This window comes from Streptomyces sp. NPDC030995, from assembly GCF_055571215.1.
In genome coordinates, this window is the sequence record NZ_JBVIFS010000018.1 from 69,744 (window position 1) to 92,129 (window position 22,386).

Consider the following 22,386-nt stretch of genomic DNA (forward strand, 5'->3'; position numbering starts at 1 on the left):
ACGTAGCCGTTGCCCGAGGTGCCCTCGCGCTGGATGTGGCTGAGGGACGGCGACGGCTTCGCGGCTCCGGTTGGCTTCGGCTGTTGTACCTGGGCACGCGCAACCGGCCACATCCGACACGCTACCGGACAGATAATCGCGAATCGGTTCACCGCCGAGGCAGGGGTGGCCGTATATCCTCGACGGATCATTCGACGCATCCCGGGAGATCCTTTGCGTAGGACCGGAGTTTCCGTACGCGCCGCCGGCGTCGTGACACTGACGCCGGCCTCGCTCTCGCTCGGCGTGGCTCTGCCGGCCTCGCAGGCGGCGCAGGCCGAACTGCCGACCGCGGAGAAGGGGCAGCTGGCGCAGATCGCCGACGCCTACCTCCAACGCCGAGCCGACGCCGTCACCATCTCGTGGTCCCAAGGCCTGGGCGCCGCGGCACCTCTTGCGCTGACCGCGCAGGCGGCCGACGAGCTCGGGGGCGAGATTGCCGCACTGCGGGAGAACGCTCAGGCGCTGGACGAGCGCTGGAGCGGGTTCAGTCACGCGAAGTGACCGTGATTCCCGGCAAGGGCACGGTCAGCGGCGACACCGCGACGCTGGCGGTCGAGGAGGAAACCCTCCTGTACTTCGCCGACGTCCAGGAGGGGGACGAGATCACGCACACCTCGTACCTCCTCCCCCACACACTGACGTTCGAGCGTGCCGCTGACGGCGCGTGGAAGCTCGCGGACGATCAGACGCCCGAGAACGGCACGGGTCCCACGCTGCCCACACAGCTCAAGGAACCCCGCTCCGTCAACGAGCCGGGCCCGGACGACGAGCCTCTGCCCGACTCCGACCAGCCGCACGGCTCGATCTGACCGGATCTGACCGGACGTCCCGGGGTCTGGACCTCACGGGCAGTCGGTGCAGGTGCACCTACCCGGCCTTGGGCAGCGGCACGGGTCGCACCGTGAGGCAGCCCCTGACCGACTTCGCTGATGGTTCATCACACGGGGGTGGCGAATGCGTCGCGCTCGGCGGACGCTTTCAATGACAACGCCGGCCTCTCGGGCAGGAACGAGATCTCGGCACACCCCGCGATCGGCTGATACCCAAGTGCGACTACGCGATCAACGAACGGCCGGACCGCACATTCGCCTTCGAGGAGTTCGGCCCGCTCGGCATCCGCCCGACGGCAGGCTCCTGCTGGGCCGAACGCGGCCGTCCCGACCGGCTGCCGGCGACGTTCCGCCGCACCCACGGCATTACCTACTTCCACGGCTGCTACTCCGTCGGCGACGACCAGATGTGGGGCGTCAACCGGCGCCGCAAGGGCATCGACCACACCTGGGCGGCCATGCGGGCGATCCGGGCCGCTCGTCCGGACGGCGCTCCGATCTACGTGATCCTCGACAACCTCTCCGCCCATACGAACTGGCGGATGAAGCGGTGGGCGGCCAAGAACAAGGTCGAGCTCTGCTTCACCCCGACCTACGCGTCCTGGGCCAACCCCATTGAGGCTCACTTCGGGCCGCTGCGGCAGTTCACTTTGGCCAACTCCCACCACCCCAACCACACCGTTCAGACGAGGCCCTGCACGCCTACCTGCGCTGGCGCAACAAGAACGCCCGCCACCCCGACATCCTCGCCGCCCAACGACGCGAACGTGCCCGCATCCGCAGCGAGAAAGCCATCCGCTGGGGCGGCAGACCCCTGCAAGGAGCGGCATGAGCAAGTCCGATCGCCTCGCTCGCTCGATGGCGGATGCAGTCAACGCGTCAGACGGAAGTGAACGATGGTGGCGTCATCGGTTGACTTGATGTCGGGGTAGTGGAACCGCAGCCTGTCTTGCAGCTCGGCGAGATCACGAAACCCGTCGGCGATAGCGTCCGCCTCGGTCAACTCGGCAACACTCTTGGAAGTGATCTGAGTGACCACACCGGACAGCACTACCTCGTCATCCAACTCGAACACCATGTTCACCGGGCCCGTCTCCACTGGGTCGCGGAACCGCACCGTGGTCGTCTTCCGCCCAGTGCGTACAGCCTCGAGATAGGTGCGATGGAAATGCAGGGCCTGCATCGCGGCCGAGCACAGCGCTCCGTCGGACGCTGCGGACTGCTCCCCCCAGACATAAGCATGAGGCAGGAGATCGGTGATCGCGACACTGCGAATGCCACCAGCTGCCGGCACGAGGACGCGGATACCCGGGTGGTAGTCCAGCAGGACCTGCCGGTCCCGGCCACACGGCGCGAGCACGCCGCGCCCCGTATCACCGACGGCAACAATCGCCGTTAGGTCACGTGCTCCCGCAGCACGCGCATGCCCGAGCGCCACCAACTCCGCGCAAGGTCCGCCAGTGAAGTGATAGAGGTTGATACCACCGAACATCCGGCCCTGTGCGTCTCTCACGGCTGCCCCGACGGTGTGCACCTCACCGTCACCGTTGGTCTCAACAACGCGCTGGGCGAACTCGACCAGCTCCAGATCTTCTTCCGTCGGCAGATTCATCGTGCTGTCCATCCAACAGACACTACTCATACACGTCCCCAAGCCATGTAACCCGGTGAACGTTCGCGGTCAGAGCACTAGCAACCGTGCGATGGCTCGGGGTGCGGGCGACCGGCCCTTCGCGGTGGCCCGCTTACGTACCCGCCGTTGGGGCCACTGGCAGTGGTCGCCGGTGGGCGTAGCGGCTGCGCATGGCGTCGCTGGCCGCAGGGCTCCCTGCGAAGATGTAGGCACGGCTGTCGTCTAGCCAGCGGCCGGTCCCGCGTCGAAGACTACGGGCTGGACCTCCACGCCGCTTTCCGCGTCGACGAGAATCATGCTGCGTTCGTGCATGACGACGATGCGGGAACTGTCCGGACGCCCGCTGGCCCCGTCTGAACTGGACCAGATGTGCGGAGAATTCCGCGCGGTGTGTACCGAGTTCGGCCTGTCCGACGACCTGTTCCCGGCCACGGCCGCGGACGTGCCCGCGTAGGTGGACCGCACGATCCGCGAGCGCCTCGAATACGGCGAACCCGTGCGCTACCTGCTCTTCGACATGCTCCGTGAAGCACCCGCACCCCGCCGCCTCGGCCGCCTGAAGCCGGCCTGGCCGCTTGTGCGCACGTTGGCCGCCCACGTGATCGGTGCGCTGACCATCGCGGACCTGCCGGAAGCCTTCCGCGAGCGCTTCAACCTGTCCCGCACCCGCCGCGCGGCCCTGCTGTCCTTCATCCTGCACCGCGGTATGCGTGTGCTGATGAACGCGCTGCCCGAGCACCGCCGCTACCGCACCCCACTGGCCGGCATCCCCTCGACTCCGCAGCCTCCCACCGCCTTCACCGATCATCCGTCCCCGCCGGAGGCAAGCCCGGTCCGGCTTCCCGCACCACGCCGCCGCAAGGGTGCCTATGCCCGCCCGGCGCGTCTGTGGACCTTCTTCCGCCAGGTCCTGGACCAGACCGGCGACGGCCGCATCGGCTCGGCCGATCTGCAGGCCATGGCGCACAACGTGTGCTGGCCGCTCGAACTCGCCCCTGAACGCGAAGCCCCCGTCTACGCCGCCTTCGAGACCTGGTGGCAACACCTGCGGACCGGCATGGACGCTGATGAGGACGGACAGGTGACCTGTGAGGAGTTGGTCACCGCCATGCTCACCGGGATCGACGCTGGGCCGGCTTATCTCGAGCAGGGTCTCCATGTCGCGGTGAGGGCGATCTACCAAGCAGCGGACACCGACGGCAGCGGACACCTGTGCGCCGATGAGTACCGCACGATCTTCGGCGGCTCCCGGGTCCACCCAGCCGAACTCAACCACGGCTTCCGCCAGTTCGACCACGACGGAGACGGCCGCATCACCGAAGACGAATTCGTCCAGGCCTTCACCGACTACTTCACCGCCCGCACCGACAACACGGCCGGCAACCAACTCCTCGGACGCCCATAGCAGCCGATCCGGGCGAAGCCCTGGGGCAGCCACTGATGAGCTCACCTCCCCGCCGACCGTCGCAAGTGCCCCCGGGCCCGAGCTCAAGGGGTCTGCGTGGTCGGCCGGCAAGACCCTCCTCGACCGGGCCCGCGAGGCCACGGTGGTCCGCGCCGACCTCGCCCCCACCGACCTGGTACCGCTGATGTGCGGCATCGCGTACGCCGTGCACGTCCACGGCGGTACCTCGGCAGAGCGGACCGACGCGGCGCACCGCTACCTGACCGCGCTGCTCAAGGGATTGAAGACTTGCCCGGCGTAGTCGGCTCGCGATCCCCCGGCCGGCGTCGACGTGGCTGGCACGCTCACTCATCGAGCGTCAGGTCGGGCGATCCGTCTGCTCGTCGGAGGGGAGCAGGTCTTTGGCCCTGCGCTCCATCAGGACCGGCAGGTAAGTGCGCACACGTGCATACCTGAGTTCTTCGTACGCCGTCCGCACTGAGCTTTCCACCAGGTCGGCGTCCAATGCGGGGTGGGCCTTCATCAGTCGCTCCGCGACATGGCGGATGGTGAGGGCATCCTCCGACTCCGCCATCACGCACCTCAGTCTTCCTTCGGGGACAGCCGTTCCTCAGTCTGGCGGAGCGGCCGTCGCCCCGGAAGTCGATCTTCCGCCGCTCTGTCCGCCTTCGCCGGTACCCGCGGCTGGAACCTGCTGCGCCCGTTGCGACGGTCAGCGGTGGCCGAGTGGCTGGCGTCACCGCACCGAGGCCTCCAGTCGGCTCAGGCCCGCGCCACCGTCGATGCGCTTGAGCAGATGCAGCAGCGTGGTGCGTCGGCCGGGGCCAGGCTCGAGGGGCACGAGGCGAGGACGCCGTCGGCGATCCGGTGTCCGGCGCTCAGCACGTCTTCGCCGGGGGTGAGGTCGTGCTCGATGCGTCGGCCGATGCCTGGGCTGCGGTCGTGACTTCAGAGACAGGGGCGGCTCGATGGAGGGCTTCACGCCGTGGCTGCTGAGGCACACGGGGGATCAGGGCGCGATCGGTGAACTCGCCAGGAGGGCCGCCGCTGACCCGAACTGGCCCGAAGGTCCGAACAGGCTGCAGACCTTCACCGATCACCTGGAGGGCGGCGGTGCCACCCGAACGACGCTGCAGAACCTCACGGACGCCTGGATCCGGTACGCCTCCCATTGAGGGTCTTCAGTGATGTCCGCACCCGCTTGATCTCCGCTTGGTCACCCGTGCCGGCCCATCGAGCCGCCAGGAGTGCGGCCCTGCCGACGGCTTCGCGTGCGAGTGCTTCATTTCCGTCAGGCGTCGAAGCGGCGGCGGGAGGCCTCGATGTGACCGAAGTACCGGTGGGTCCAGTCGCACAGTCCGTCGATCGTCGCCCGCAGGGCCTGGCCCGGCTCGGTGAGGGTGTACTCGACCCGCGGCGGCACGACGGGGTGCACGGTTCGCTCGAGCAGCCCGTAGCGCTCCAGCATCCGCAGGTTCTGGGTCAGCATCTTGTGACTGATGCCCTCGACTTCGTCACGCAACGTGCTGAAGCGCAGGGTGCGCTCCCCGAGGGCTTCGATGATCAGGAGCGCCCACTTGTTGGCGACGTCCGAGAAGATCTCCCGCCCCAGCGAGTCCGCCCGCCTGAGGTCCGCATCGTCGGGCGAGCCCGTGAACTGCTTGGTCACCATGAGGTTCCCCAGTCACTGAAAAGTGCGTTCTTCCATGTCAGAGGCCACTCTCCTACGGTTCCTGAGTAACCACAAGAGAGCAAGTGCGTCGTGGCTCGATGGACTCGAGCTCCCGGGCGCCCATGCCAATGGAGGCGGACAGCATGGCCATCACCCTGGTGAACCCCAAGGGACTGCCGGAAATCGACGCCTACCGGCAGGTGTCGATCGCGACCGGGTCGAAGCTCGTCTTCATCGCCGGACAGGTCGCCTGGCACGCCGACGGCGTCACGGTCGGTGAAGGCGACCTCGCCGCTCAGGTCGAGCAGTGCTACCTCAACATCCGCACCGCCCTGACGGAGGTCGGTGCCTCCTTCGACGACGTGGCGAAACTGACCCTCTACGTCGTCGACTGGACCCCCGACAAGATGCCCCTGCTGATGGACGGGATCAACAGGGCGGCCGCCAAGCTGGGCACCGCACCGGTCCCGCCGGCCTCGCTGCTGGGCGTCGCGGCACTGGACGTACCCGAGCACCTGGTCGAAATCGAAGCCACCGCCGTCATCGACTGAACAGACGTGCCGCGCCCCGGGCTGGTTCTCGACCTCGGCCCTCCTGGTCGGTCTCTTTCGCCGTAGAGCCCCAGGCTCTTGGAGGGGCCTCGCCCCGGCTCGCCAGGGTGCGAACCGGGACGGTGGGGGAGAGGCCAGCCGGTGGCGCGGGCGGCCTGCTCGATGAGGCGGGCCGTGGCGCGCGGATGACTGATCATGGCGACGTGGGACGCCCCCCGTGCCTCGACCACCTGGCGGGCACGGGCCCGGTTGTAGAAGAAGCGCTGGAGGGCCGGCGGAATGGCCTTGTCGGTGTCGGCGACCAGGCCCCAGGAGGGGATGGTGCGCCAGGCGACGGCGGCTGTGGAGTCGGTGAAGCAGGTGGCGCTGAAGGGCCGTTGGGTGGCCTGCATGAGGCGGGTGGTGGCGATCGGCAGGTCGGCTGCGAACGCGGCCCGGAACTTGTCGGGCTCCAGGTACAGAGCGGTCCCCGTGGTGCCGTCGGGGCCGTCGTAGGGGACCAGGTGCGGGAGCGTGGCCGCGGGGACCGGGAAGTCATCGACACACCCGGACCAACGCCAACGACCGGCCCGGGACACTCCCGGACCGGTCACACCATACGAATCAACGACCCGCGAAGTACGGGACTAGAGACGTGTCGCAGTCCGGATGAGGTCGGCGACGGCTCTGGACCGGCTGTGTGGTGGCCAGGCGATCACGGTGGTGACTGTTGGCGCGTCCAGTACGGGCACGGCGGCGAGGTCGCCGGGCAGTTGGGCTCGGCACGACTCCGGTGAGACCGCGCAAGCACGGCCGAGGGCGACGAGCTGCAACAACTGCGCGTGGTCGCGGACCCGCGGGCCAGGGCCGGGCGGGTAGGTGCCGTTGGGGTCGGGCCAGCGTGGCAGGGGCAGGCCCGGCAGCCCGGTGATGTCGGCCATGTGCACATGGGCCCGGACGGTGAGCGGATGCCCGGCCGGCAGGACGGCAACCTGGCCCTCCGTGCTGAGCTCTTCGGTGTGGAACCCGGCTGTCGAGTCGAACGGCCGGTGCAGCAGCGCCACGTCGGCCCGGCCCTCGCGCAGAAGTCGTTCCTGCTCGGCCGGGCCGCACAGGATGACGTCGACGGCGACCGCGCCGGGTTCGGCGGCGTACGCGTCGAGCAGTTTCGCCAGCAGTTCGCGGGACGCGCTGGCTTTCGTCACCAGGACCAGGCCGGGACCCCCGGTCGCGGAAAGGGCGGCGCGGCGGGTCCGGCGCTCAGCGGCGTCGACCGCGTCGAGCGCCGCCCGGCCCTCGACCAACAGCACCGAACCGGCCTCGGTCAGCGTGACGGTGCGGCTGGTCCGATCCAGCAGCGTTGCCCCGAGCCGGCGTTCGAGCTGCTGGATCGCCCGTGACAGCGGCGGCTGTGCGATCCCGAGCCGTTGCGCGGCGCGCCCGAAGTGCAGCTCTTCAGCGACAGCGACGAAATATCGCAGTTCCCGGGTCTCCATCCGGCGACGTTACTCCGGATCAATACCTGGACGGTATCGCTACCCACCCAATCGGTGTTGGACCCCCGCCGGGCTCCGAGGCAACCATTACCCCTATGAGCGAACGGACGATTGCGCTGGTCACCGGCGCGAACAAGGGAATTGGCTACGAGATCGCCGCGGGCCTGGGCGCCCTCGGCTGGAGCGTCGGCGTCGGCGCCCGCGACGATCAGCGCCGTAAGGCCGCCGTGGAGAGACTGCGCGCGGCCGGCGTCGACGCGTTCGGCGTACCACTGGACGTGACCGACGACGCGAGCGCGACCGCCGCCGCACGGCTGATCGAGGAACAGGCCGGGCGCCTCGACGTGCTCGTCAACAACGCCGCCATCACCGGCGGCATGCCGCAGGAGCCCACCCGGGTCGACCCCGCCACCATCCGGACGGTCGTGGAGACCAACGTGATCGGCGTCATCCGCGTCACCAACGCGATGATGCCGCTGCTGCGCCGCTCTGCCTCACCGCGGATCGTGAACATGTCCAGCAGTGTCGGCTCCCTCACCCGGCAGTCAGGAACCGCTGCCGAGCAGACGACGGGTCCGGTGGCCGTGGCGTACTCGCCGTCCAAGACGTTCCTGAACGCTGTCACCCTCCAGTACGCCCGGGAGCTGAGCGGCACGAACATCCTGATCAACGCCGGCTGCCCCGGCTACGTCGCGACCGACCTCAACGGCTTCCGCGGCGTGCGCACCCCCGAACAGGGCGCGGCGATCGCCCTCCAACTCGCGACCCTGCCCGACGACGGCCCGACCGGCCAGTTCTTCGAGGACGCCGGCGTAGTGCCCTGGTGATGTGCACCGCGGTCATCACCCGCCGGGTGAGGCGGCTTCCCCCGCGCGTCTCCAACAGGTATCGAGGGTCCGGTTTGGAGGGCCGCAGGGCCTGATGGGAGACGGGCGAGGGCTCGCGCCGCACCGCTGGCGGCGGCGTAGCGGTCGGGGCCGGGCTGCTGGTGTCGGCCGCGGCGGTGGCGGGGCTCGGAGGCAGGACGCGGATGGCGAGCCCGATGGCTTGTGCACCGGGTTCGTCCGTGTGCCGGACCTGTCCTGGTCGTGGATCAAATCACGGCTCGGAGGGGTCCCGGTAGTACTCGCCGAAAAACAGCGCGTGTTCGCGCAGCATGCGCATGACGGTGGCGGGCGACGGGTGGCGGCCCTTCTTCTTGCGCGTGGTGATGACGAGCCGGGCAGCGATGTCACGCAGGCTCATCTCCTGGCCGCGCAGGTGGAGGGCCTGGCTTGCGCACGGCGGGGGTCGGCACGCGACCACCTGTGAAACGCCGTCTCCTTCTCCGGTCCAGGACGCTGGGCAAGTGCACGCGGGTGATTGGTCAGTGGTGCTGGGTCATGTGGGCGAGAACCTGGGCGGCGCCGTCGGGGCTGAAGGCGTCGTCGATGGCCCCGGCTGCCCCTTCGGCGGCTTCGACGGAGCGCGGCAGCAGGATCTTCTCGTAGGCGGTGACGGCCTGGTCGACGGTGGCGTTGTCGATGAGGGCCTGGGCGAGGTCGGCGCCGTCGAGCATGGCGAGGTTGGCGCCCATCCCGGAGAACGGGGACATGAGGTGGGCGGCGTCGCCCAGGAGGGTGAGGCCGGGCGTGTGCGTCCAGGTGTGTGGGACGGGCAGGGCGTACAGGGGGCGGTTGACGTAGCCCGTGTCGGTGTCGGTGATGAAGCCGATCAGGTGGTCGCTCCAGCCGGTGAACCGGTCCAGGAGGGCGTCGCGAACGGCAGCGGTGTCGGTGAGGTGGAGCCCGGCCTGGTGGTGCCAGTCCTCGTCGGTTCGCATGGCGACGTAGACGCGGATGTGTCCGCCGCTGTTGCGCTGGGCGACGAAGCCCTGCTGGTTGTGGAGGGCCATCATGGTGCCGGCGGCAGTGAGTGCCGCGAGGCGGGGGTGGCGGGTTTCGACGTCGTTGAAACCGGTCTCGACGAAGGTGACACCGGTGTAGAGGGGCGTCGCATCCGTCAGCAGGCGGCGGACCTTGGACCAGGCGCCGTCGGCGCCGATGACGAGGTCGGCGTCGGTGGTGGTGCCGTCGGCGAAGTGCAGGCGGTGGATGCCATCGCCGACGGGCTCGACGCGGGTGAGCTTGTGGCCCCAGTGCACGGTCCCGGGCTTGAGGGAGTCCAGCAGGAGGTTGCGCAGCTGGCTGCGGTCGATCTCAGGGTTGCCCTCGGTGGTGTCGGCCTCGGGCGGGATGCCGTCGAACACGATCCGGCCGTCGGCGCTGACCATGCGCATCTGCTGCCCCTCCGGGCGGGCCAGGGCGAGGAAGTCGTCCAGCAAGTCGGCCGCACGCAGGGCGTACTGGCCGGTATCGGGGTGCATGTCCAGGGTGCCGCCCTGGTCGCGGGAGGCGGGAAAGGCGTCGAGATCGTAGACCGTGACGGGGATGTCGTGCCGCTGGAGGATGCGGGCGCAGGTCAGTCCGCCGGGGCCGGCTCCGACGATCGCGATGCGGGGGGTGGTGGCGTTCATAGTGGTGCCTTCTCTCATGCTGATGCACGTGAACTTGTCGAGGGGCAAGGGCTATGCGCCGGTGGGCGCCGGCCACGGGCTTAGCCTCGCCGACCGCGCAACCACAAAAACACACTCACTCAAAAACTGCAACCACCCAACTTTTTAGGTCAGAGTTTTTTGTGTACGATGCAAGCGTGACTGCATCCGTGGGGCGCCGCGAGCGCAAGAAGGCCGCCACCCGCCAGGCGCTGGCCGACACCGCCCTGAACCTGTTCCTCGAACGCGGCTACGACAACGTCACCATCCGCGACATCGCGGACGCCGTGGACGTGTCGACTACCACGCTGCTCAAGTACTTCCCCACCAAGGAAGCGCTCGTCTTCGACGAGGACACCGAGCAGGAGGCCGCCCTCGTCGCCGCCGTCCGCGACCGGCCGGAAGGCCAGAGCATCCCCCAGGCGCTGTGCGCGCACATCAAGCGGGTACGGACCAGCGCTGGCGACTGGGATGCACGGTTCGCCGCCTTCGTGCGCCTCGTCAACGACACGCCGGCCTTGAGCGAGTACGGGCACCGCATGTGGATGCGCCACCAGGACGCCCTCGCCGGTGCCATCGCCGAGGCCACCGGGAGCCGCCCCGACGACTACCGGTGCGCCGCCCTTGCCCGCTTCGCCCTGGAGACATCGGCCTTCGCCCACCGCACCGACGACCCCGAACGCGCCATGGACGCCGCCTTCGCTCTCCTCCAAGACGGCTGGGGCGCCGCATAACGGATCACGCGGCGAAGGAGGTCAACGCCCCCGCGTCGCTGGGGCCACCCGCTCGGCGATGTTCGAAGTGGTGCGGGGCCGGGGACGACGACTGCCGGCTCCAGGTCCAGCTGGGTGTCCATCTCCAGGCGGAAGGTGCCTACGGGTTGATCTTCGACCAGACCAACGCGGTCAGGCCGCGTTGGTCCTCATCCGAGAGCCTCGAAGCCCACGCCGGTTCGGACAGGACCTGCTGCACCGGCGGCGTGTTGACGTGGACGAGCGCGGACTGCAGCAGGTGCGGGGCAAGCATCGAGGTCTCGGCGTGCTCCTTGTCTGCTTGCGGCGGCACCCTGCCGGGCGACGCGGCCCGGGTACCCGGCGGTTCTGATCCACATTTCGGGATTCGGTGACGATGCGTCATCGGGTGAGGAGGATGCGGCGGCGGAGGAAGTCGAGGTTGGCGCGGCCGAACATCTGCAGCTTCAGGGCTCAGAGCATGGGCACCGGAATGCTCGACCTTCTTGGAGAGCTGATGAACGCCGCCTTCCCGTCGGGTCCACGGACGCGTTCTCCTCGGTCGCGCATACGAGCGGGTCGATCCTCTTGGCGGAGGGCCGAGATCGGTGTCATTGGTGGGTGGCGGCCAGATAGATGCGGTTGGCGACCTCTTGGGCGGTGTGGGCGAAGGCGCGGATGAGTGGGGTGTTGTTGGACTTCAGCCAGACGGGGGCCCAGTCGATAGGCGGGGCGTCGGAGAACGGGATGAAGGCGATGTCGGGGCGGGTGTAGAAGCGGGTGACCTGTGCGCCGACGATGCATCCGCCGCTTCCGGCTCCGATGAGTTGCAGGGCTTCCTGAAAGGTCTCGAACGACGGGCCGCCGGGGACGGCCCGACCGCGGGGCGTGCGCTCGGGCCAGCGGTCTGACGGCCAGTCACCGGGCAGGGCGCCGGCCAGCCGCAGGAGCGCGATGTCGGCGAGGTCTTCCATGGTCAGGGTCTTGCGGCGGGCCAAGGGGTGGCCGGTCGGGACGGCCAGCATGCGAGGTTCGGAGATGAGCACCGGGCCGATGACCAGGTCGGGTTCGGGGAGCGGCAGACTCAGGACGAGGACGTCCACGTCGCCTTCGCGCAGCCGGGCGACGGCGTCGATGATCTGTGCCTCGCGGACATGGACGGGACACTCGGGCTCGCGTTCAGGGAACAGGTCGCGGGCCTGGTGGACGACCTGTCCGGCGGCGGCGCCGACGAAGCCGACGCGCAGTGCACTGCGGGTCTGCCGGACGCTGTCGATCGCGTGATCGAGGCCGGCTCGGATCTGCTCGTAGCCCGGCCGGAGGTCTTCGTGCAGCCGGTGGCCGAGCGGGGTCAGGCTGACACTGCGGTTGGTGCGCTCGAACAACGGTGCACCAATGCGCCGCTCCAGCTTCTTGATGGTCTGACTGATCCGGCCGGTGGTGACGTGCAGGCGTTCGGCGGTGCGTCCGAAGTGCAGTTCCTCGGACAGGACGAGGAACGCTTCGAGTTCCAGGCGTTCGAGCACCAGGCCCCCTGTTCTGGATCCGGGCGTTGAGCCCGGCTAAACGTGGGTTCCATTATCGGGCGTTGTTCGGCGTGTTCCCGCCGGGCAGCCTGGTCGGCACGGCGCACACGGCACGATTCCGCAGCCGAGTCGCCGCATCACTCTGCTCTGTCCGTGAACCAAGGAGATTTTTCCGTGGGTAAGATCGTCGCCCTGACCTACCTGTCGCTCGACGGCGTCATGGAGAACCCGGCCTGGACGGGCCCGTACTTCAACAGCGACCACGCCAAGTACGCCCACGGCCAGCTGTTCGTCGCCGACGCCCTGCTGCTGGGCCGCCTCACCTACGAGGGCCTGTCCGCCGCCTGGCCGCACATGGAGGCATCCGAGGGCGAGTTCGCCGTCCGAATGAACACCCTCCCCAAGCACGTCGTCTCCACCACCCTGGAGAAGGCGGACTGGAACGCCACCGTGGTCCACGGTGACCTGGCCACCGAGATCACCAAGCTCAAGGACCAGTACGCGGGTGACATCCTGATATACGCCAGCGGTGACCTGACGAACTCTCTGATCGAACGCGGGCTCGTCGACGAACTCAAGCTCTGGATCCACCCCGTCATCGTCGGCAAGGGCAAGCGCCTCTTCCCCGAGGGTGTCCCCACCACCTCGTGGACTCTCGCGGGCACCACCAGCTTCGGCTCCGGCACCGTGGTCCTGGACCTCCGTCCCGCCGGCCAGGAGACCCAGGAGTAGAGGCACGGGTTCCGCTGGGATGGGGGATCGAAGCACCAGCCCCATCCCAGCGTGCCCACACGGGCACCCTTGCCCATGGTCAAGATCGTATGAGACTGGCCAATTCGGTATCGGCCTGTCAGTAGGGCTGAGATCGTGGTCGGTTGTGCAATGGTGATCTGCGGACGTTGATGCCGCATCTGGGTGGCATGGTGGTGGAGGACGTGGTCGATGTCGGCCACACGGTTCGGATGGTCGGCCGGGTGGCCGGGGATCGGGCGTCGTGCCCTGGCTGCGGGACTTGGTCGGTGCGGGTGCTAGGCCGGTACCGGCGTCGGCTGGCGGATACCGCGGCGGGCGGGAAGCCGGTCGCGATCTGGCTTCTGATCCGCCGGTTTCGCTGCCTCACCCAGACGTGCCCGCGACGGACCTTCGCCGAGCAGATCGAGGGACTCACCTACCGGTACGGCCGCCGCAGCGTGCTGCAGCGGTCGGTGCTGGAGGCCGTCGCCCTCGCCCTGGCCGGCAGGGCAGGCGCTCGGCTGGCGAACTCACTCGGTACCGCGGTGAGCGGGAACACCCTGCTCAGGCTGCTACGCGCGCTTCCCGAACCCGGCACGAACAGTGGCCCGCGCGTCCTGGGCGTCGACGACTTCGCTCTATGCCGCGGGCACGTCTACGCGACGATCCTGATCGACATCGAGACCGGCCGCCCGATCGACGTACTCCCAGACCGAACCGCCGAGACGCTCACCACCTGGCTGAACGACCACCCCGGCACCGAGATCGTCTGCCGTGACCGAGCCAGCGCCTACGCCGAGGCCGTACGCACAGCCGCCCCCGACGCGATCCAGGTCGCCGACCGCTTCCACCTCTCGAAGAACCTCGCCGAAGTCGTCGAGAAGTGCGTCGCCGCCCACCGGGCCTGCCTGAAAGCCCCGGGTCCCGAGCCGGTGGGTGAAGACCCAGGCGACGAAGCCGAGCGCGTCGAGCAACCGCGCGCCGGCAAGTACCCGACCAACACCCACGAGCGGTACGCCGCCGTCCACCGACTGTCCGACAAAGGCGTGGGGACCTACACGATCGCCAAGGTCCTGCACTTGGACCCCAAACGGTCCGCCGCTATGCCCAGGCCGCCAGCCCTGAAGAACTGCTCGTCCGGCCGCGCAGTGACACCAGCCCCTCCGCCCCTACCAGGCCTACCTGACCCACCGCTGGAGCGAGGGCTGCAACCCGACACCAGCCGGCTCCACGCCGAGATCCGCGAACTCGGCTACCGAGGCAGCGACCACACCGTCCGCCGCTGGCTGGAACCCCTGCGAACCCGGCCCAGCCCGGCCCTCAAGATCTCCGACGCGCCCACGGTCCGGCAGGTCACCGGATGGCTCACCCGCCACCCCGACTCCCTGGACAGCGACGAGAAGCTCCAGCTCAAGCACATCCTTGGCCGCTGCCCGGACTCGCAGCCGGAGCCGAACAGGTCCGCTACTTCGCCCAGATGATGACCACCCTCACCGGCGAACGACTGCCCGACTGCATCTAAGCCGCCAAGGCCACACCTTCGGCGACCCGCGGCTCTGCGCGGCCATCGCCGACCGGATCACCTTCCGCTGCACCCTTATCCAGACCGGCACCGAGTCCTACCGCTTCCGCATCACCGAAGCCGAAGGACGCGGGTGACGGAGAAGTTCTCCTGGTCAGCCACGGCGGGACAGAGGAGTGCGCAGTTCCACGCGGAGCCGGACGGACGTGAGGATGGGTAGTCCGGAAAGGCCGTGGCGCAGTTCCGTCGAACGCGCGGCGATGAGGTCGAGGTCCCGCAGCTGGCGCTTGAGCTCGTCGATCAGTGCCTTGTCGGTGTCGAGGAAGTCTCCTTCTTCGAGCCCGGCGCCGGCGAGGTACTCGAGGTGCTGATCATCGATGGCCCGGCGACTGGCCCAGACTGCGAAGTCGGTGCACCCGAAGAGATACGCGTACGCGGCATTGAGGGTCGCGGCAGCGGCGGGCTCGTACGCATCGTCAGGTCCCACCATGCGGTCGTTGTGGCAGTAGTCGCTGAGCATGTACTCCGCCAGGCCGCGGTTGACGGCGGTATACGCCGCCGGATCGCCGAGGACGCCCTCCCACACCGAGTTCAGGAGCGGTCTCAGGCCCAGAGTGAAGTCTGCCTGTTCATCCTCCGACAGAGCCTCGTGCCAGCCCATCAGACGCTCAGCAACGCCCGCGGCGAAAACGCCGCGTTCACTGGGCGACGCGGCCTCCAAACGCGCGTTCACCAGCGCTATGAGGTCCTGCCACGCGTCCATTCGAGCCCCCGAGCCAGATATCGGCGTGCTCGCGCCCGCCGCGGGGATCATCCCATCCACGGCTGACAACGCCTGAAGCAGTCCCTGGTAAGCCGACTCGACATCAATTACTGAGGTTTTCAGGGTGGAGTCGGTGGTGCGAGGGTCAGGCCAGTGGCGGTGAGGCAGCCGTCGATGAGGTGGGGCCGGAGTTGGATTCTGCGTAACTCGTGGCGGAGCTTGCGGTCGAGGTCGTCGGGTGTGTCGAAGGCGGTGTTGGCCATCGCTCTGCGGACGAGTGACCAGACGGCCTCGACGGGGTTCAAGTCGGGTGCATAGGGCGGCAGGCGGACGGTGGTGAGCCAGTCGTGATCGGCCTCGTACCGTTTCAGCCCGGCGGCCAGGTGGGTGTTGAGGTTGAGCCGTAGGGATCCCTTGGGTAACCCCCTGATGGCGAAACGATTTTGGCGTGCCGTGTCTCGCCCGAATGCTGAAGATGATCACTCGGAGGGATGGTTTCCCTGGTCAGAGGAACGGGGAGCGGCCGAGGGGGCGGTGTGAGGATGCCGTGCGGCAGGGAGCTGCTGGGCCTCAGGAGCTCCCTGCCCGCCCAGGGTCACTGCGCGTGAGCGCGGTGGTTCCATGACTACGCTAGGAGTCGACCGAGCATGTCCAACACCGTCGTTGACATCTGGGGGCCTGCCTCCCCGCAGGCCCGTTCCTCCTTTCCTCCCGCGCCGGACGCGCACGACGAGTGGCCCCTGGAGGGCGGAACGGCCTGGGTGTACTACAGCCCGCTGAACCGCGGGCAGCTCATTCGGCCCGTCATCCTCTCCGACGGCTTCTCGGGCGGATCCACCAACCTGGACCAGCTCTGGCACGGGCTGGAAGAGAATGGGAACTACCGCTTCATCAGCGAACTTCACGCCACCGGCCGCGATGTGATCATCCTCGGCTACCACGACCGGACAGCCTCGATCACGGCCAACGCCGAGACCGCGATCGAGTGCATCCGCCGGGCCGTCGCCGAGCGGGTGGGTGACGCGAAGCTGGCCGTGGGCGGCTTCAGCATGGGCGGGCTCATCACCCGCTACGCGCTGGCCAGGATGGAGAACGACCCCGGCCTTCCGGATCACGAGACCGCCACCTACCTCTCCTACGACACCCCTCACCAGGGGGCGTGGTTCCCGGTCTCCCTCCAGGCCTTCACCCACTACGCGACGGACCAGTGGGGAGACGTTCCCACGCTGGGCCCCGTGCTGCGCCAGCTTTCCGGGCTGCTCAACAGCCCCGCGGCGAAGGAGATGGCGCGGTGGCACATCGGCAAGGTCGATGCCGAGCCGGAGCAGGCACCGGAGCGGCTGGCGTTCCTCCGAAAGCTCGACGAACTCGGGGGATGGCCGCGGAACGTCCGCAAGATCGGTGTCGCCAACGGCGTGAAGACCGGCGTCGGAAACGGCGCCGAGGCCGGCTCGATCGCGGTGAGGGGCGACGGTGAAACGCTGCAGGACACCTGGCTGAAGATCCAGGCCCAGGGTGACCAGATCGTCGCCAGGCTGCAGACGGCGGGCGACGAGGCGACCATGGTGCGCACCAGCGGGTTGCCCGACATCGACGGCGCTCCCGGCGGCCTGTTCACCATGCAGTCCCCGGACGGCGACACCGGCAGCTTCGGCCTCGCCGCCCTCCTCATGAGCCTTCTCGGCAACGTGGTCGACCCGGACGTCATCGCCACGTCCTGCTTCATCCCCGCCATCAGCGCCGTCGCGTCCGGCGACATCAACGACCCGAAGGCGCTGCACCGCCCGATCGCCGCGGGCGACAGCGCGCTCGACGCCTTCCACTGCGCCGGCCGCAATGAGGGCCACACCACCATGACCGAAGAACTCGGGGCGTGGCTCGTGAACGAGATCGCGGCCGAGTGACCAGCGGGGTGGGCGGGGCTGGCCCGACGGCCGTCCCGCCCACCCCGGCTCGCCCCGGGATGTCGCCGAGGGGCATGGCTGTCGCGGACGTGTACGGCCACGTGCTACCCGTCAGCGAGGAGAACGACAAGTTCATCCAGAGCCGTGGCGCGGTCTTGTGGGATGCACAGGGCGGGTACCGGACGTTCGCATGGGCAGCCGACTCCTCGCCAGTCGTTGCGGCGGATGCGCGTCTGCCATGGGCGAAGCGCCTCTGTCCGCCTGGGCGTCAGCGCTGCCGACGAGACGGGGTGGAGTAGGCGGCTTGAGCCCGAGCGACGGGCGCACAGCAAGTGGGAGGCGATGCCCGTTTCACACTGATCTTCTCTACAGTGGCTGCGCTGACATTCGTAGCGTTGATCTTGAATGTGTTGCTGGCGGCCTTCGGCGGCGACTCCGAGCAGGTGAAATCAGCGGCTGAAGCATGTTCCACGACCTACATGATGGGATTCGGGGCGATCGTGGGACTGGTCGGCGGCAGGACGGCATAGCGTCGGCGACCTCACTCGCGAGGCCGTCTCGGGCGAGACAGCGCCATGGCTCGGCCGGTGGCCTGTGGCGTCGCGTCGTGACGGGCATGTACCTCTCCGCCCTGCCGCCCCGTCGGCGGTCACTCGATGGCGGGCGGCCAGGTGGCGCGGTCGCGGAGGTGGTGGAACTCCGTCAGCTCGGAGGCGAGGACGTCGAAGTGCGGGAGCGGGGCCCACAGGCTGCGCTCGCCGATGACGTAGAGGCGGCGTTTGGCGCGGCTCGCGGCGACGTTGAGCAGGTGCGGGGTGCGGGCCGCCCAGTCGCGGGCGCCGGGCCGACCGCCGCCGAGCACGAGGACGACGACGTCGGCTTCCTTGCCCTGGGCCCGGTGGACGGTGGCGCAGCGCTCCTCGATCAGTTCGGACGTCCAGCCGTCACGGCCGCGGCAGATCTTCTGGCATTCGGCGACGAGGGCCCGGAAGGGGGCGATGACGCGCACGCGCTCGACGGCGACGCCGTGCCGGTGCAAGTGGTCGAGGACGAACTCGAAGGCTCGGCGGTCGCGTTCGCCCCACGGTGCATCGGACGGGCGGGACGGGTCGTCGGTGTTGAGCCAGCGGCTGGGTAACAAGCCGTCCCGTTCCGCATCGGGGAACGCCTTGTGTTCGGTGCCGTGGACCATGAGGCCGCCGTACGCGACCTCGTTGCTGACCGTGAACATCGGCTCTTCGCAACGGCGGTGCACGCGCAGCGGCGAGCCCACCCAGACGTGCTCGTCGCCGGTGTCCGGGGCCGGCAGGTAGGTGCCGTAGCGGTTGGTCCGGTCGGCGACGGCCTGGGCCGAGGTGGCCGACGGCAGCCAGTGCTCGTCGACGCCGTAGGCGCGCAGCAGTCGGCGCTGGAGGGCCTCGGGCATGGTGACGACGGGCTCGAGCTGGAGCGGATCGCCGACCAGAACGGCCCTGCGGGCGCGCCATAGCGCGCCGGCGGCGGCCTGCGGGGTGGCCTGCCCGGCCTCGTCGACGAGGACCCAGCCGATGGCCTCCCGGCCGAGGCGGGCGAACATGCTCCCGACGGAGGAGAAGGTGGTCGAGACGACGGGCACCAGGAGGAACAGGGTCTGCCAGGTGCGCGCGACCTCCTCGTCGGGGACGGGCCCGTTGGTCCCGGCCATCAGCTCCATGAGGACCTGGAGGTTGCCGCGGACCTTCTTCGCGGCCCCGGCGACGAACGCGCGGTGCAGGTCGAGGGCGCGCAGGAACAGGTCGCTGCGCGCGGTGGACCACGTCTCGTCGGACCAGGGCGAGCCGAGTTCCTGGTCGGCTTCGTCGAGGTGAGCCCAGCCGAGCGGCAGGGACGGCAGCGTCCGGGCCGCCTCCCGCAGTTCGCGGTGGCGGCCGTCGAGTTCGGCCACGGCGCCCCGCAGGTCGCGGCGGGACGAGTCGGCGATCTGTCGGGCCTGCCGGAGGGTGGTGGCTGCCGCGGACTCCCGCGCGCTCGCGGCCCGTTCGTAGGCGAGGGCGGCGGTGAGGCCGGTGGCTGCCTCGTCGACGGCGCTGCCGGACCGGGCGTGCCGGCTGGCGGCCAGGGATTCGGTGCGCACGGCTGCGGCGACCTGCTCCAGGGAGTCCTCGAGCGCGGCGCGCTGTTGGACGAGCAGGTACGCGATCTCGGCCTGAGTGTGCTCCTGCTGCCGTTCGGCGGCCTGCCGGTCGGCCGTGCTCTGCAGCAGGCGGCGCAGCCCGCCGCGCAGGCCCCGCTCGACGGCCGGGGGCGTGTCGTGGCGGGCGGTGAGGGCAGTCACGTACTCGCGGTGGTGCGCGGCCAGTTCACGGGCGGCCGACAGGTCCGCGCGGGCGGTGGCCAGCTCCTGGCGGGCCCGCGGTACGTGCTCGGAGGCCGTGCGGTGTCCGGCCTCGGCCGCCGCGGTGGCGGTCCGGGCGCCGGCAGTGGCGGCGGTGGCCCGGTCCAGGACCGCAGCGGCGGCGGCGATCTGCTGGTCGGCCCGGGACACGGCGGCTTCCAGGTCCGCGATCCGCTGCCCGGCCGAGGGGGACTCGACGGGGGCCAGGGCCCCGGCCAGCCGGGCGCGCCCGGCGCGCAGCCGCTCGACCTCGGCCTGGGCGGTACGAAACGCGGCGACGGCGTCAGTCCACGACGGCACGGGCCGGGCGGGCCCGGCGGCCGCGGCCGCAACCTGGTCCGCCGGGGTGACGGGACCACGGCCACCGGGCTGTGGCTTGGGCGGGATCCAGTCGCTCAGGACCTCCCGCATGCCGCGCAGCGGCGGCAGCTCCGCTGCCTTGCGGGCGTCGGTCTCCTTCTCCGGCAGCCGCCCCCACCAGAACCGGTCCCCGAACTCCTTGCGGTTGGCCTTGTTGCCGAGCACCGCCGCGACCAGACCCCAGGCCGGCCCGCCGAGGAGCGCGGAGGCGAGGTCGGAGAAGTGGTCGGTGCCTGCTTGCCAGTGCTCGCCGAGCGCACCGATGCCGGGCAGCTCGGCGGTGATGTTCTCCACGGCGCCGTTGTTGGACGAGGTGACCACGATCTCGAACCCGGTCAGCCGCGGGTCGAGCCGAGACACGAAGCGGGCGTGCCTGCCCTGGCGGTCCTTGCCCCGCCACGCCGGACCGGTGAACGCCTGCGAGGGCCGGTCGAACGTGGCCAGCACCGCCGCCCGCTCGACGACCAGGGCGGCGACCAGGTCGCGCAGCATCGTGGTCTTGCCCGTGCCCGGCGGGCCGTTCACGGAGAACATCCCGCCCTCGGTTCCCGCTCGGTCGGCGAGCATGCGGTCGACCGCGAACTGCTGGCTCAGCGCGAGCGGGAACCGAGCCGGTGCGGGCCAGCGGCCGGCCGGAACCAGGTCCGGAGCCACCCCGTCCAGGACGACCCCGCGCTCCCGGCGCACGTCCGTCCGCGCCCCCACGTCGACGGCGTCGAGCTCGGTCAGGTACGCCTCCAGCGCCGGGCCGATCCCCTTCCCGACGGCTGCGGACACCCGGGCCAGATCAGGGGGAAATAGACTGTTCAAGAACGGCGCGGCGGCGGCGACCTTCGCCTGCGGGTCCCGCGGCCGGTGGACCAGCCTGCTGCGCACCCGGACCACCTGCGGCCGCAGGTGGTCCTGAACCCCGCACAGGTCGGCGATCTGCGCGGTCAGGGCGACCAGATCGGCGAACCCGAGCGCACGGGGACCGGCGCCGGCCCCGTACTCCGCCGACGTGTCAGGACCGTCGGTCGACGCCCCCACGGGAACGCCCCCGGTGCCGTCCGGCCACCCGGACTCCACCTGCTCCTCGGCGGGGCGGCGGGCCGCGACCCAGTCCGCGGCGCGGCGAACCAGGGGTTCCGCCGCGCCCTGCAGCGCGGCGCCGGCGACCTCGCCGAACAGGGCCCCGACCGCCCCGACGGCAGCGCCGCCCAGGATCTCGGCGAGCAGCCGTTGCCAGCCGCCGCCGGCCGCGCCCGGCGCTCCCGCCGCACCCTCGGAGCCGGGCCACCGCTCGTACGCCGTTCCGGCGGCCGGTGCGGTGGGGCCGTAAGGGATCGCGGTGGCCGTGAGCTCGTCGATCGCCCCGCCGAACGCGTCGTCGAGCTCCTCGAATCCGTCCAGCCAGCCAGGTGTGGACGGCCCCGGATCGAAGAGGCGGCCGGTCGCCCAGGCGCACGCGGAGATCACGGACGTGTCCTCGAGCGGTCGGCCCTCGTCGTCCAGGACCAGCGCGAACATCGCGCTCTGGCCCGACAGCACCAGCTCGGTCTGCGGCACGCCGGGGTCGGGATCGGTCCCCGCGGGCAGTACCGCGATCATCGCCTGGCGGAGCAGCTCCAGGTCGAAGACCCCGCAGTAGACCTCGTGCCGCCACATGCGGCCGTACGGTGCCCGCCGTGCCCCCGTCTCCGGATGGTCCGGAGCCCACGGCAGGAGCGGTGGTACCCGGCCCGGCTCCGGCGTCAGGTCGGTTACGTACTCGTCCCTCGGCCCGGAGCGGGCGGCGGAGCGTCGGCGGGGTAGCGCCGGGATGGTCGGCGGGCTGAACAGCTCGATCGCGCGCCAGCACTCCAGCAGGGCCCGCCGTCGACGGTCCTGCGCGTGTCCGTTCCGCACCCTCTGCCCCCGTGTCGCACGCGCGGCACTCTGCCGCTCCCTGAAGATCAGCCGTGCCGCCGAATCTACCGGACCGTCAGCGGGCCGAGTCCCGATCAGCGGGGCCTGCGGCGCCGGAACGCCCAGGGACACAGGGTCGGTTCGACCGACTCGGGCCCGGGGCGGGAAGGCGCCAGGGGCGTGGTGGAACTCCTGTGGGCCCCGACTGTCGGGAGCAGTCAGGGTCGGTGCGTGCTTGCCTGACGCGAGGGCTACCAGCGCCGACAGGACTGGGGGGCTACGGCAGGACATGAGTCTCTTCGCGCACCCCACGCCGGAGAAACTGGCCTCACACATCGCCCGCCTGTCGGGCTGACACCCGAGACACGACAACGGGGGACGGCCGGTGGGCCGGGGCACGGCCCACCGGCCCGCTGGCCGGTGCGGGCACGGTCCGCTCCGGCGAC

Annotated in this window: 23 protein-coding genes and 4 pseudogenes; 15 read left to right on the forward strand and 12 right to left on the reverse strand. The window is 69.9% G+C overall.

What is annotated here, in order from left to right; translation table 11 throughout:
- Positions 1–213: 213 nt before the first annotated feature.
- The 3 genes and pseudogenes from ACZ45T_RS25045 to ACZ45T_RS25055 form a co-directional block, all read left to right on the forward strand.
- A complete protein-coding gene (locus ACZ45T_RS25045) occupies positions 214–543 on the forward strand; it encodes a hypothetical protein (protein WP_468444890.1) in 330 nt (109 codons plus the stop codon).
- The gene (locus ACZ45T_RS25050) at positions 540–851 is read left to right on the forward strand and encodes a hypothetical protein (RefSeq protein ID WP_468444892.1); all 312 of its coding nucleotides are present in this window, start codon (positions 540–542) and stop codon (positions 849–851) included. Before ACZ45T_RS25045 ends, ACZ45T_RS25050 begins: the two co-directional genes overlap by 4 nt.
- A 242-nt stretch (positions 852–1,093) precedes the next feature.
- Positions 1,094–1,704 (forward strand): annotated as a pseudogene (locus ACZ45T_RS25055) (transposase); the annotation flags it as partial.
- A 39-nt stretch (positions 1,705–1,743) separates the two neighbouring features.
- Here the strand turns inward: ACZ45T_RS25055 and ACZ45T_RS25060 are convergent.
- Positions 1,744–2,496: an ASCH domain-containing protein gene (locus tag ACZ45T_RS25060; RefSeq protein ID WP_327180600.1), complete on the reverse strand. Its 753-nt coding sequence runs from the start codon at positions 2,494–2,496 to the stop codon at positions 1,744–1,746.
- A 319-nt stretch (positions 2,497–2,815) separates the two neighbouring features.
- On the opposite strand from ACZ45T_RS25060, the gene ACZ45T_RS25065 reads away from it, so the two are divergent.
- The 3 genes and pseudogenes from ACZ45T_RS25065 to ACZ45T_RS25075 all read left to right on the forward strand — a co-directional run.
- On the forward strand, positions 2,816–2,959 hold the full coding sequence (locus tag ACZ45T_RS25065; protein ID WP_468444894.1) for a hypothetical protein: 144 nt from the start codon (positions 2,816–2,818) through the stop codon (positions 2,957–2,959).
- Complete coding sequence (locus ACZ45T_RS25070; protein WP_468444896.1) at positions 2,960–3,910, forward strand: EF-hand domain-containing protein; 951 nt, start codon at positions 2,960–2,962, stop codon at positions 3,908–3,910.
- A 109-nt stretch (positions 3,911–4,019) separates the two neighbouring features.
- A pseudogene (locus tag ACZ45T_RS25075) lies at positions 4,020–4,211 on the forward strand (SbtR family transcriptional regulator); the annotation flags it as partial.
- 57 nt (positions 4,212–4,268) lie between these two features.
- Here ACZ45T_RS25075 and ACZ45T_RS25080 read toward each other — a convergent pair.
- Complete coding sequence (locus tag ACZ45T_RS25080; RefSeq protein WP_468444898.1) at positions 4,269–4,484, reverse strand: three-helix bundle dimerization domain-containing protein; 216 nt, start codon at positions 4,482–4,484, stop codon at positions 4,269–4,271.
- Positions 4,485–4,878: 394 nt separating this feature from the next.
- Between ACZ45T_RS25080 and ACZ45T_RS25085 the strand changes: the two genes are divergently transcribed.
- Complete coding sequence (locus tag ACZ45T_RS25085; RefSeq protein ID WP_468444900.1) at positions 4,879–5,085, forward strand: YozE family protein; 207 nt, start codon at positions 4,879–4,881, stop codon at positions 5,083–5,085.
- A gap of 116 nt (positions 5,086–5,201) precedes the next feature.
- Here the strand turns inward: ACZ45T_RS25085 and ACZ45T_RS25090 are convergent, their stop codons facing one another.
- Positions 5,202–5,582, reverse strand: a complete 381-nt coding sequence (locus tag ACZ45T_RS25090; protein WP_468444902.1) for a winged helix-turn-helix transcriptional regulator — start codon at positions 5,580–5,582, stop codon at positions 5,202–5,204.
- Positions 5,583–5,725: 143 nt separating this feature from the next.
- Here ACZ45T_RS25090 and ACZ45T_RS25095 point away from each other — a divergent pair, with 143 nt between their 5' ends.
- Entirely contained in the window at positions 5,726–6,133 is a 408-nt protein-coding gene (locus tag ACZ45T_RS25095; RefSeq protein ID WP_468444904.1) for a RidA family protein, read from the forward strand.
- Positions 6,134–6,312: 179 nt separating this feature from the next.
- Here the strand turns inward: ACZ45T_RS25095 and ACZ45T_RS25100 are convergent.
- Together ACZ45T_RS25100 and ACZ45T_RS25105 are read right to left on the reverse strand one after the other, a co-directional pair.
- A pseudogene (locus tag ACZ45T_RS25100) lies at positions 6,313–6,726 on the reverse strand (alpha/beta fold hydrolase); the annotation flags it as partial.
- Positions 6,727–6,759: 33 nt separating this feature from the next.
- On the reverse strand, positions 6,760–7,608 hold the full coding sequence (locus ACZ45T_RS25105) for a LysR family transcriptional regulator (RefSeq protein ID WP_468444906.1): 849 nt from the start codon (positions 7,606–7,608) through the stop codon (positions 6,760–6,762).
- 95 nt (positions 7,609–7,703) lie between these two features.
- On the opposite strand from ACZ45T_RS25105, the gene ACZ45T_RS25110 reads away from it, so the two are divergent.
- Positions 7,704–8,435, forward strand: coding sequence for an SDR family NAD(P)-dependent oxidoreductase (locus ACZ45T_RS25110; RefSeq protein ID WP_468444908.1), 732 nt, complete (start codon positions 7,704–7,706; stop codon positions 8,433–8,435).
- Positions 8,436–8,706: 271 nt separating this feature from the next.
- Here ACZ45T_RS25110 and ACZ45T_RS25115 read toward each other — a convergent pair whose 3' ends face one another.
- Both ACZ45T_RS25115 and ACZ45T_RS25120 read right to left on the reverse strand, forming a co-directional pair.
- Positions 8,707–8,853 (reverse strand): hypothetical protein, encoded by a 147-nt coding sequence (locus ACZ45T_RS25115; protein ID WP_468444910.1) that lies wholly within the window; start codon positions 8,851–8,853, stop codon positions 8,707–8,709.
- A 121-nt stretch (positions 8,854–8,974) separates the two neighbouring features.
- Positions 8,975–10,123: an FAD-dependent oxidoreductase gene (locus ACZ45T_RS25120; protein WP_468444912.1), complete on the reverse strand. Its 1,149-nt coding sequence runs from the start codon at positions 10,121–10,123 to the stop codon at positions 8,975–8,977.
- Positions 10,124–10,299: 176 nt separating this feature from the next.
- Between ACZ45T_RS25120 and ACZ45T_RS25125 the strand changes: the two genes are divergently transcribed.
- Positions 10,300–10,875 (forward strand): TetR/AcrR family transcriptional regulator, encoded by a 576-nt coding sequence (locus ACZ45T_RS25125; protein ID WP_468444914.1) that lies wholly within the window; start codon positions 10,300–10,302, stop codon positions 10,873–10,875.
- 139 nt (positions 10,876–11,014) lie between these two features.
- Here ACZ45T_RS25125 and ACZ45T_RS25130 read toward each other — a convergent pair whose 3' ends face one another.
- Both ACZ45T_RS25130 and ACZ45T_RS25135 read right to left on the reverse strand, forming a co-directional pair.
- Positions 11,015–11,206 (reverse strand): Tn3 family transposase, encoded by a 192-nt coding sequence (locus ACZ45T_RS25130; RefSeq protein WP_468444916.1) that lies wholly within the window; start codon positions 11,204–11,206, stop codon positions 11,015–11,017.
- Between the two features lie 277 nt (positions 11,207–11,483).
- A complete protein-coding gene (locus ACZ45T_RS25135; RefSeq protein WP_468444918.1) occupies positions 11,484–12,398 on the reverse strand; it encodes a LysR family transcriptional regulator in 915 nt (304 codons plus the stop codon).
- Between the two features lie 174 nt (positions 12,399–12,572).
- Between ACZ45T_RS25135 and ACZ45T_RS25140 the strand changes: the two genes are divergently transcribed.
- From ACZ45T_RS25140 to ACZ45T_RS25150, 3 genes are all read left to right on the forward strand, one after another.
- A complete protein-coding gene (locus ACZ45T_RS25140) occupies positions 12,573–13,130 on the forward strand; it encodes a dihydrofolate reductase family protein (protein WP_468444920.1) in 558 nt (185 codons plus the stop codon).
- 230 nt (positions 13,131–13,360) lie between these two features.
- Positions 13,361–14,611: an ISL3 family transposase gene (locus ACZ45T_RS25145; RefSeq protein ID WP_468445065.1), complete on the forward strand. Its 1,251-nt coding sequence runs from the start codon at positions 13,361–13,363 to the stop codon at positions 14,609–14,611.
- Positions 14,553–14,789 carry an ATP-binding protein gene (locus ACZ45T_RS25150; RefSeq protein ID WP_468444922.1) on the forward strand — a complete coding sequence of 79 codons (237 nt, stop codon included), beginning with the start codon at positions 14,553–14,555 and terminating at the stop codon, positions 14,787–14,789. The genes ACZ45T_RS25145 and ACZ45T_RS25150 overlap by 59 nt, the downstream gene beginning before the upstream one ends.
- A gap of 17 nt (positions 14,790–14,806) precedes the next feature.
- On the opposite strand, the gene ACZ45T_RS25155 is transcribed toward ACZ45T_RS25150, so the two are convergent.
- Positions 14,807–15,415: a hypothetical protein gene (locus ACZ45T_RS25155; protein WP_468444924.1), complete on the reverse strand. Its 609-nt coding sequence runs from the start codon at positions 15,413–15,415 to the stop codon at positions 14,807–14,809.
- Positions 15,416–15,534: 119 nt separating this feature from the next.
- Positions 15,535–15,813, reverse strand: a pseudogene (locus ACZ45T_RS25160) (transposase); the annotation flags it as partial.
- Positions 15,814–16,062: 249 nt separating this feature from the next.
- On the opposite strand from ACZ45T_RS25160, the gene ACZ45T_RS25165 reads away from it, so the two are divergent.
- Positions 16,063–17,319 carry an esterase/lipase family protein gene (locus ACZ45T_RS25165; protein WP_468444926.1) on the forward strand — a complete coding sequence of 419 codons (1,257 nt, stop codon included), beginning with the start codon at positions 16,063–16,065 and terminating at the stop codon, positions 17,317–17,319.
- Positions 17,320–17,690: 371 nt separating this feature from the next.
- Entirely contained in the window at positions 17,691–17,849 is a 159-nt protein-coding gene (locus ACZ45T_RS25170; protein WP_468444928.1) for a hypothetical protein, read from the forward strand.
- Positions 17,850–17,968: 119 nt separating this feature from the next.
- Here the strand turns inward: ACZ45T_RS25170 and ACZ45T_RS25175 are convergent, their stop codons facing one another.
- Entirely contained in the window at positions 17,969–21,940 is a 3,972-nt protein-coding gene (locus tag ACZ45T_RS25175) for an AAA domain-containing protein (protein ID WP_468444930.1), read from the reverse strand.
- Positions 21,941–22,386: the final 446 nt, after the last annotated feature.

Coding starts and splice junctions, on each gene's coding strand:
- ACZ45T_RS25060 (WP_327180600.1), bottom strand. CDS start 2,496: ATGGACAGCACGATGAATCTGCCGACGGAAGAAGATCTGGAGCTGGTC.
- ACZ45T_RS25065 (WP_468444894.1), top strand. CDS start 2,816: ATGACGACGATGCGGGAACTGTCCGGACGCCCGCTGGCCCCGTCTGAA.
- ACZ45T_RS25080 (WP_468444898.1), bottom strand. CDS start 4,484: ATGGCGGAGTCGGAGGATGCCCTCACCATCCGCCATGTCGCGGAGCGA.
- ACZ45T_RS25085 (WP_468444900.1), top strand. CDS start 4,879: ATGGAGGGCTTCACGCCGTGGCTGCTGAGGCACACGGGGGATCAGGGC.
- ACZ45T_RS25090 (WP_468444902.1), bottom strand. CDS start 5,582: ATGGTGACCAAGCAGTTCACGGGCTCGCCCGACGATGCGGACCTCAGG.
- ACZ45T_RS25095 (WP_468444904.1), top strand. CDS start 5,726: ATGGCCATCACCCTGGTGAACCCCAAGGGACTGCCGGAAATCGACGCC.
- ACZ45T_RS25105 (WP_468444906.1), bottom strand. CDS start 7,608: ATGGAGACCCGGGAACTGCGATATTTCGTCGCTGTCGCTGAAGAGCTG.
- ACZ45T_RS25110 (WP_468444908.1), top strand. CDS start 7,704: ATGAGCGAACGGACGATTGCGCTGGTCACCGGCGCGAACAAGGGAATT.
- ACZ45T_RS25115 (WP_468444910.1), bottom strand. CDS start 8,853: ATGAGCCTGCGTGACATCGCTGCCCGGCTCGTCATCACCACGCGCAAG.
- ACZ45T_RS25120 (WP_468444912.1), bottom strand. CDS start 10,123: ATGAACGCCACCACCCCCCGCATCGCGATCGTCGGAGCCGGCCCCGGC.
- ACZ45T_RS25145 (WP_468445065.1), top strand. CDS start 13,361: ATGGTCGGCCGGGTGGCCGGGGATCGGGCGTCGTGCCCTGGCTGCGGG.
- ACZ45T_RS25155 (WP_468444924.1), bottom strand. CDS start 15,415: ATGGACGCGTGGCAGGACCTCATAGCGCTGGTGAACGCGCGTTTGGAG.
- ACZ45T_RS25165 (WP_468444926.1), top strand. CDS start 16,063: ATGTCCAACACCGTCGTTGACATCTGGGGGCCTGCCTCCCCGCAGGCC.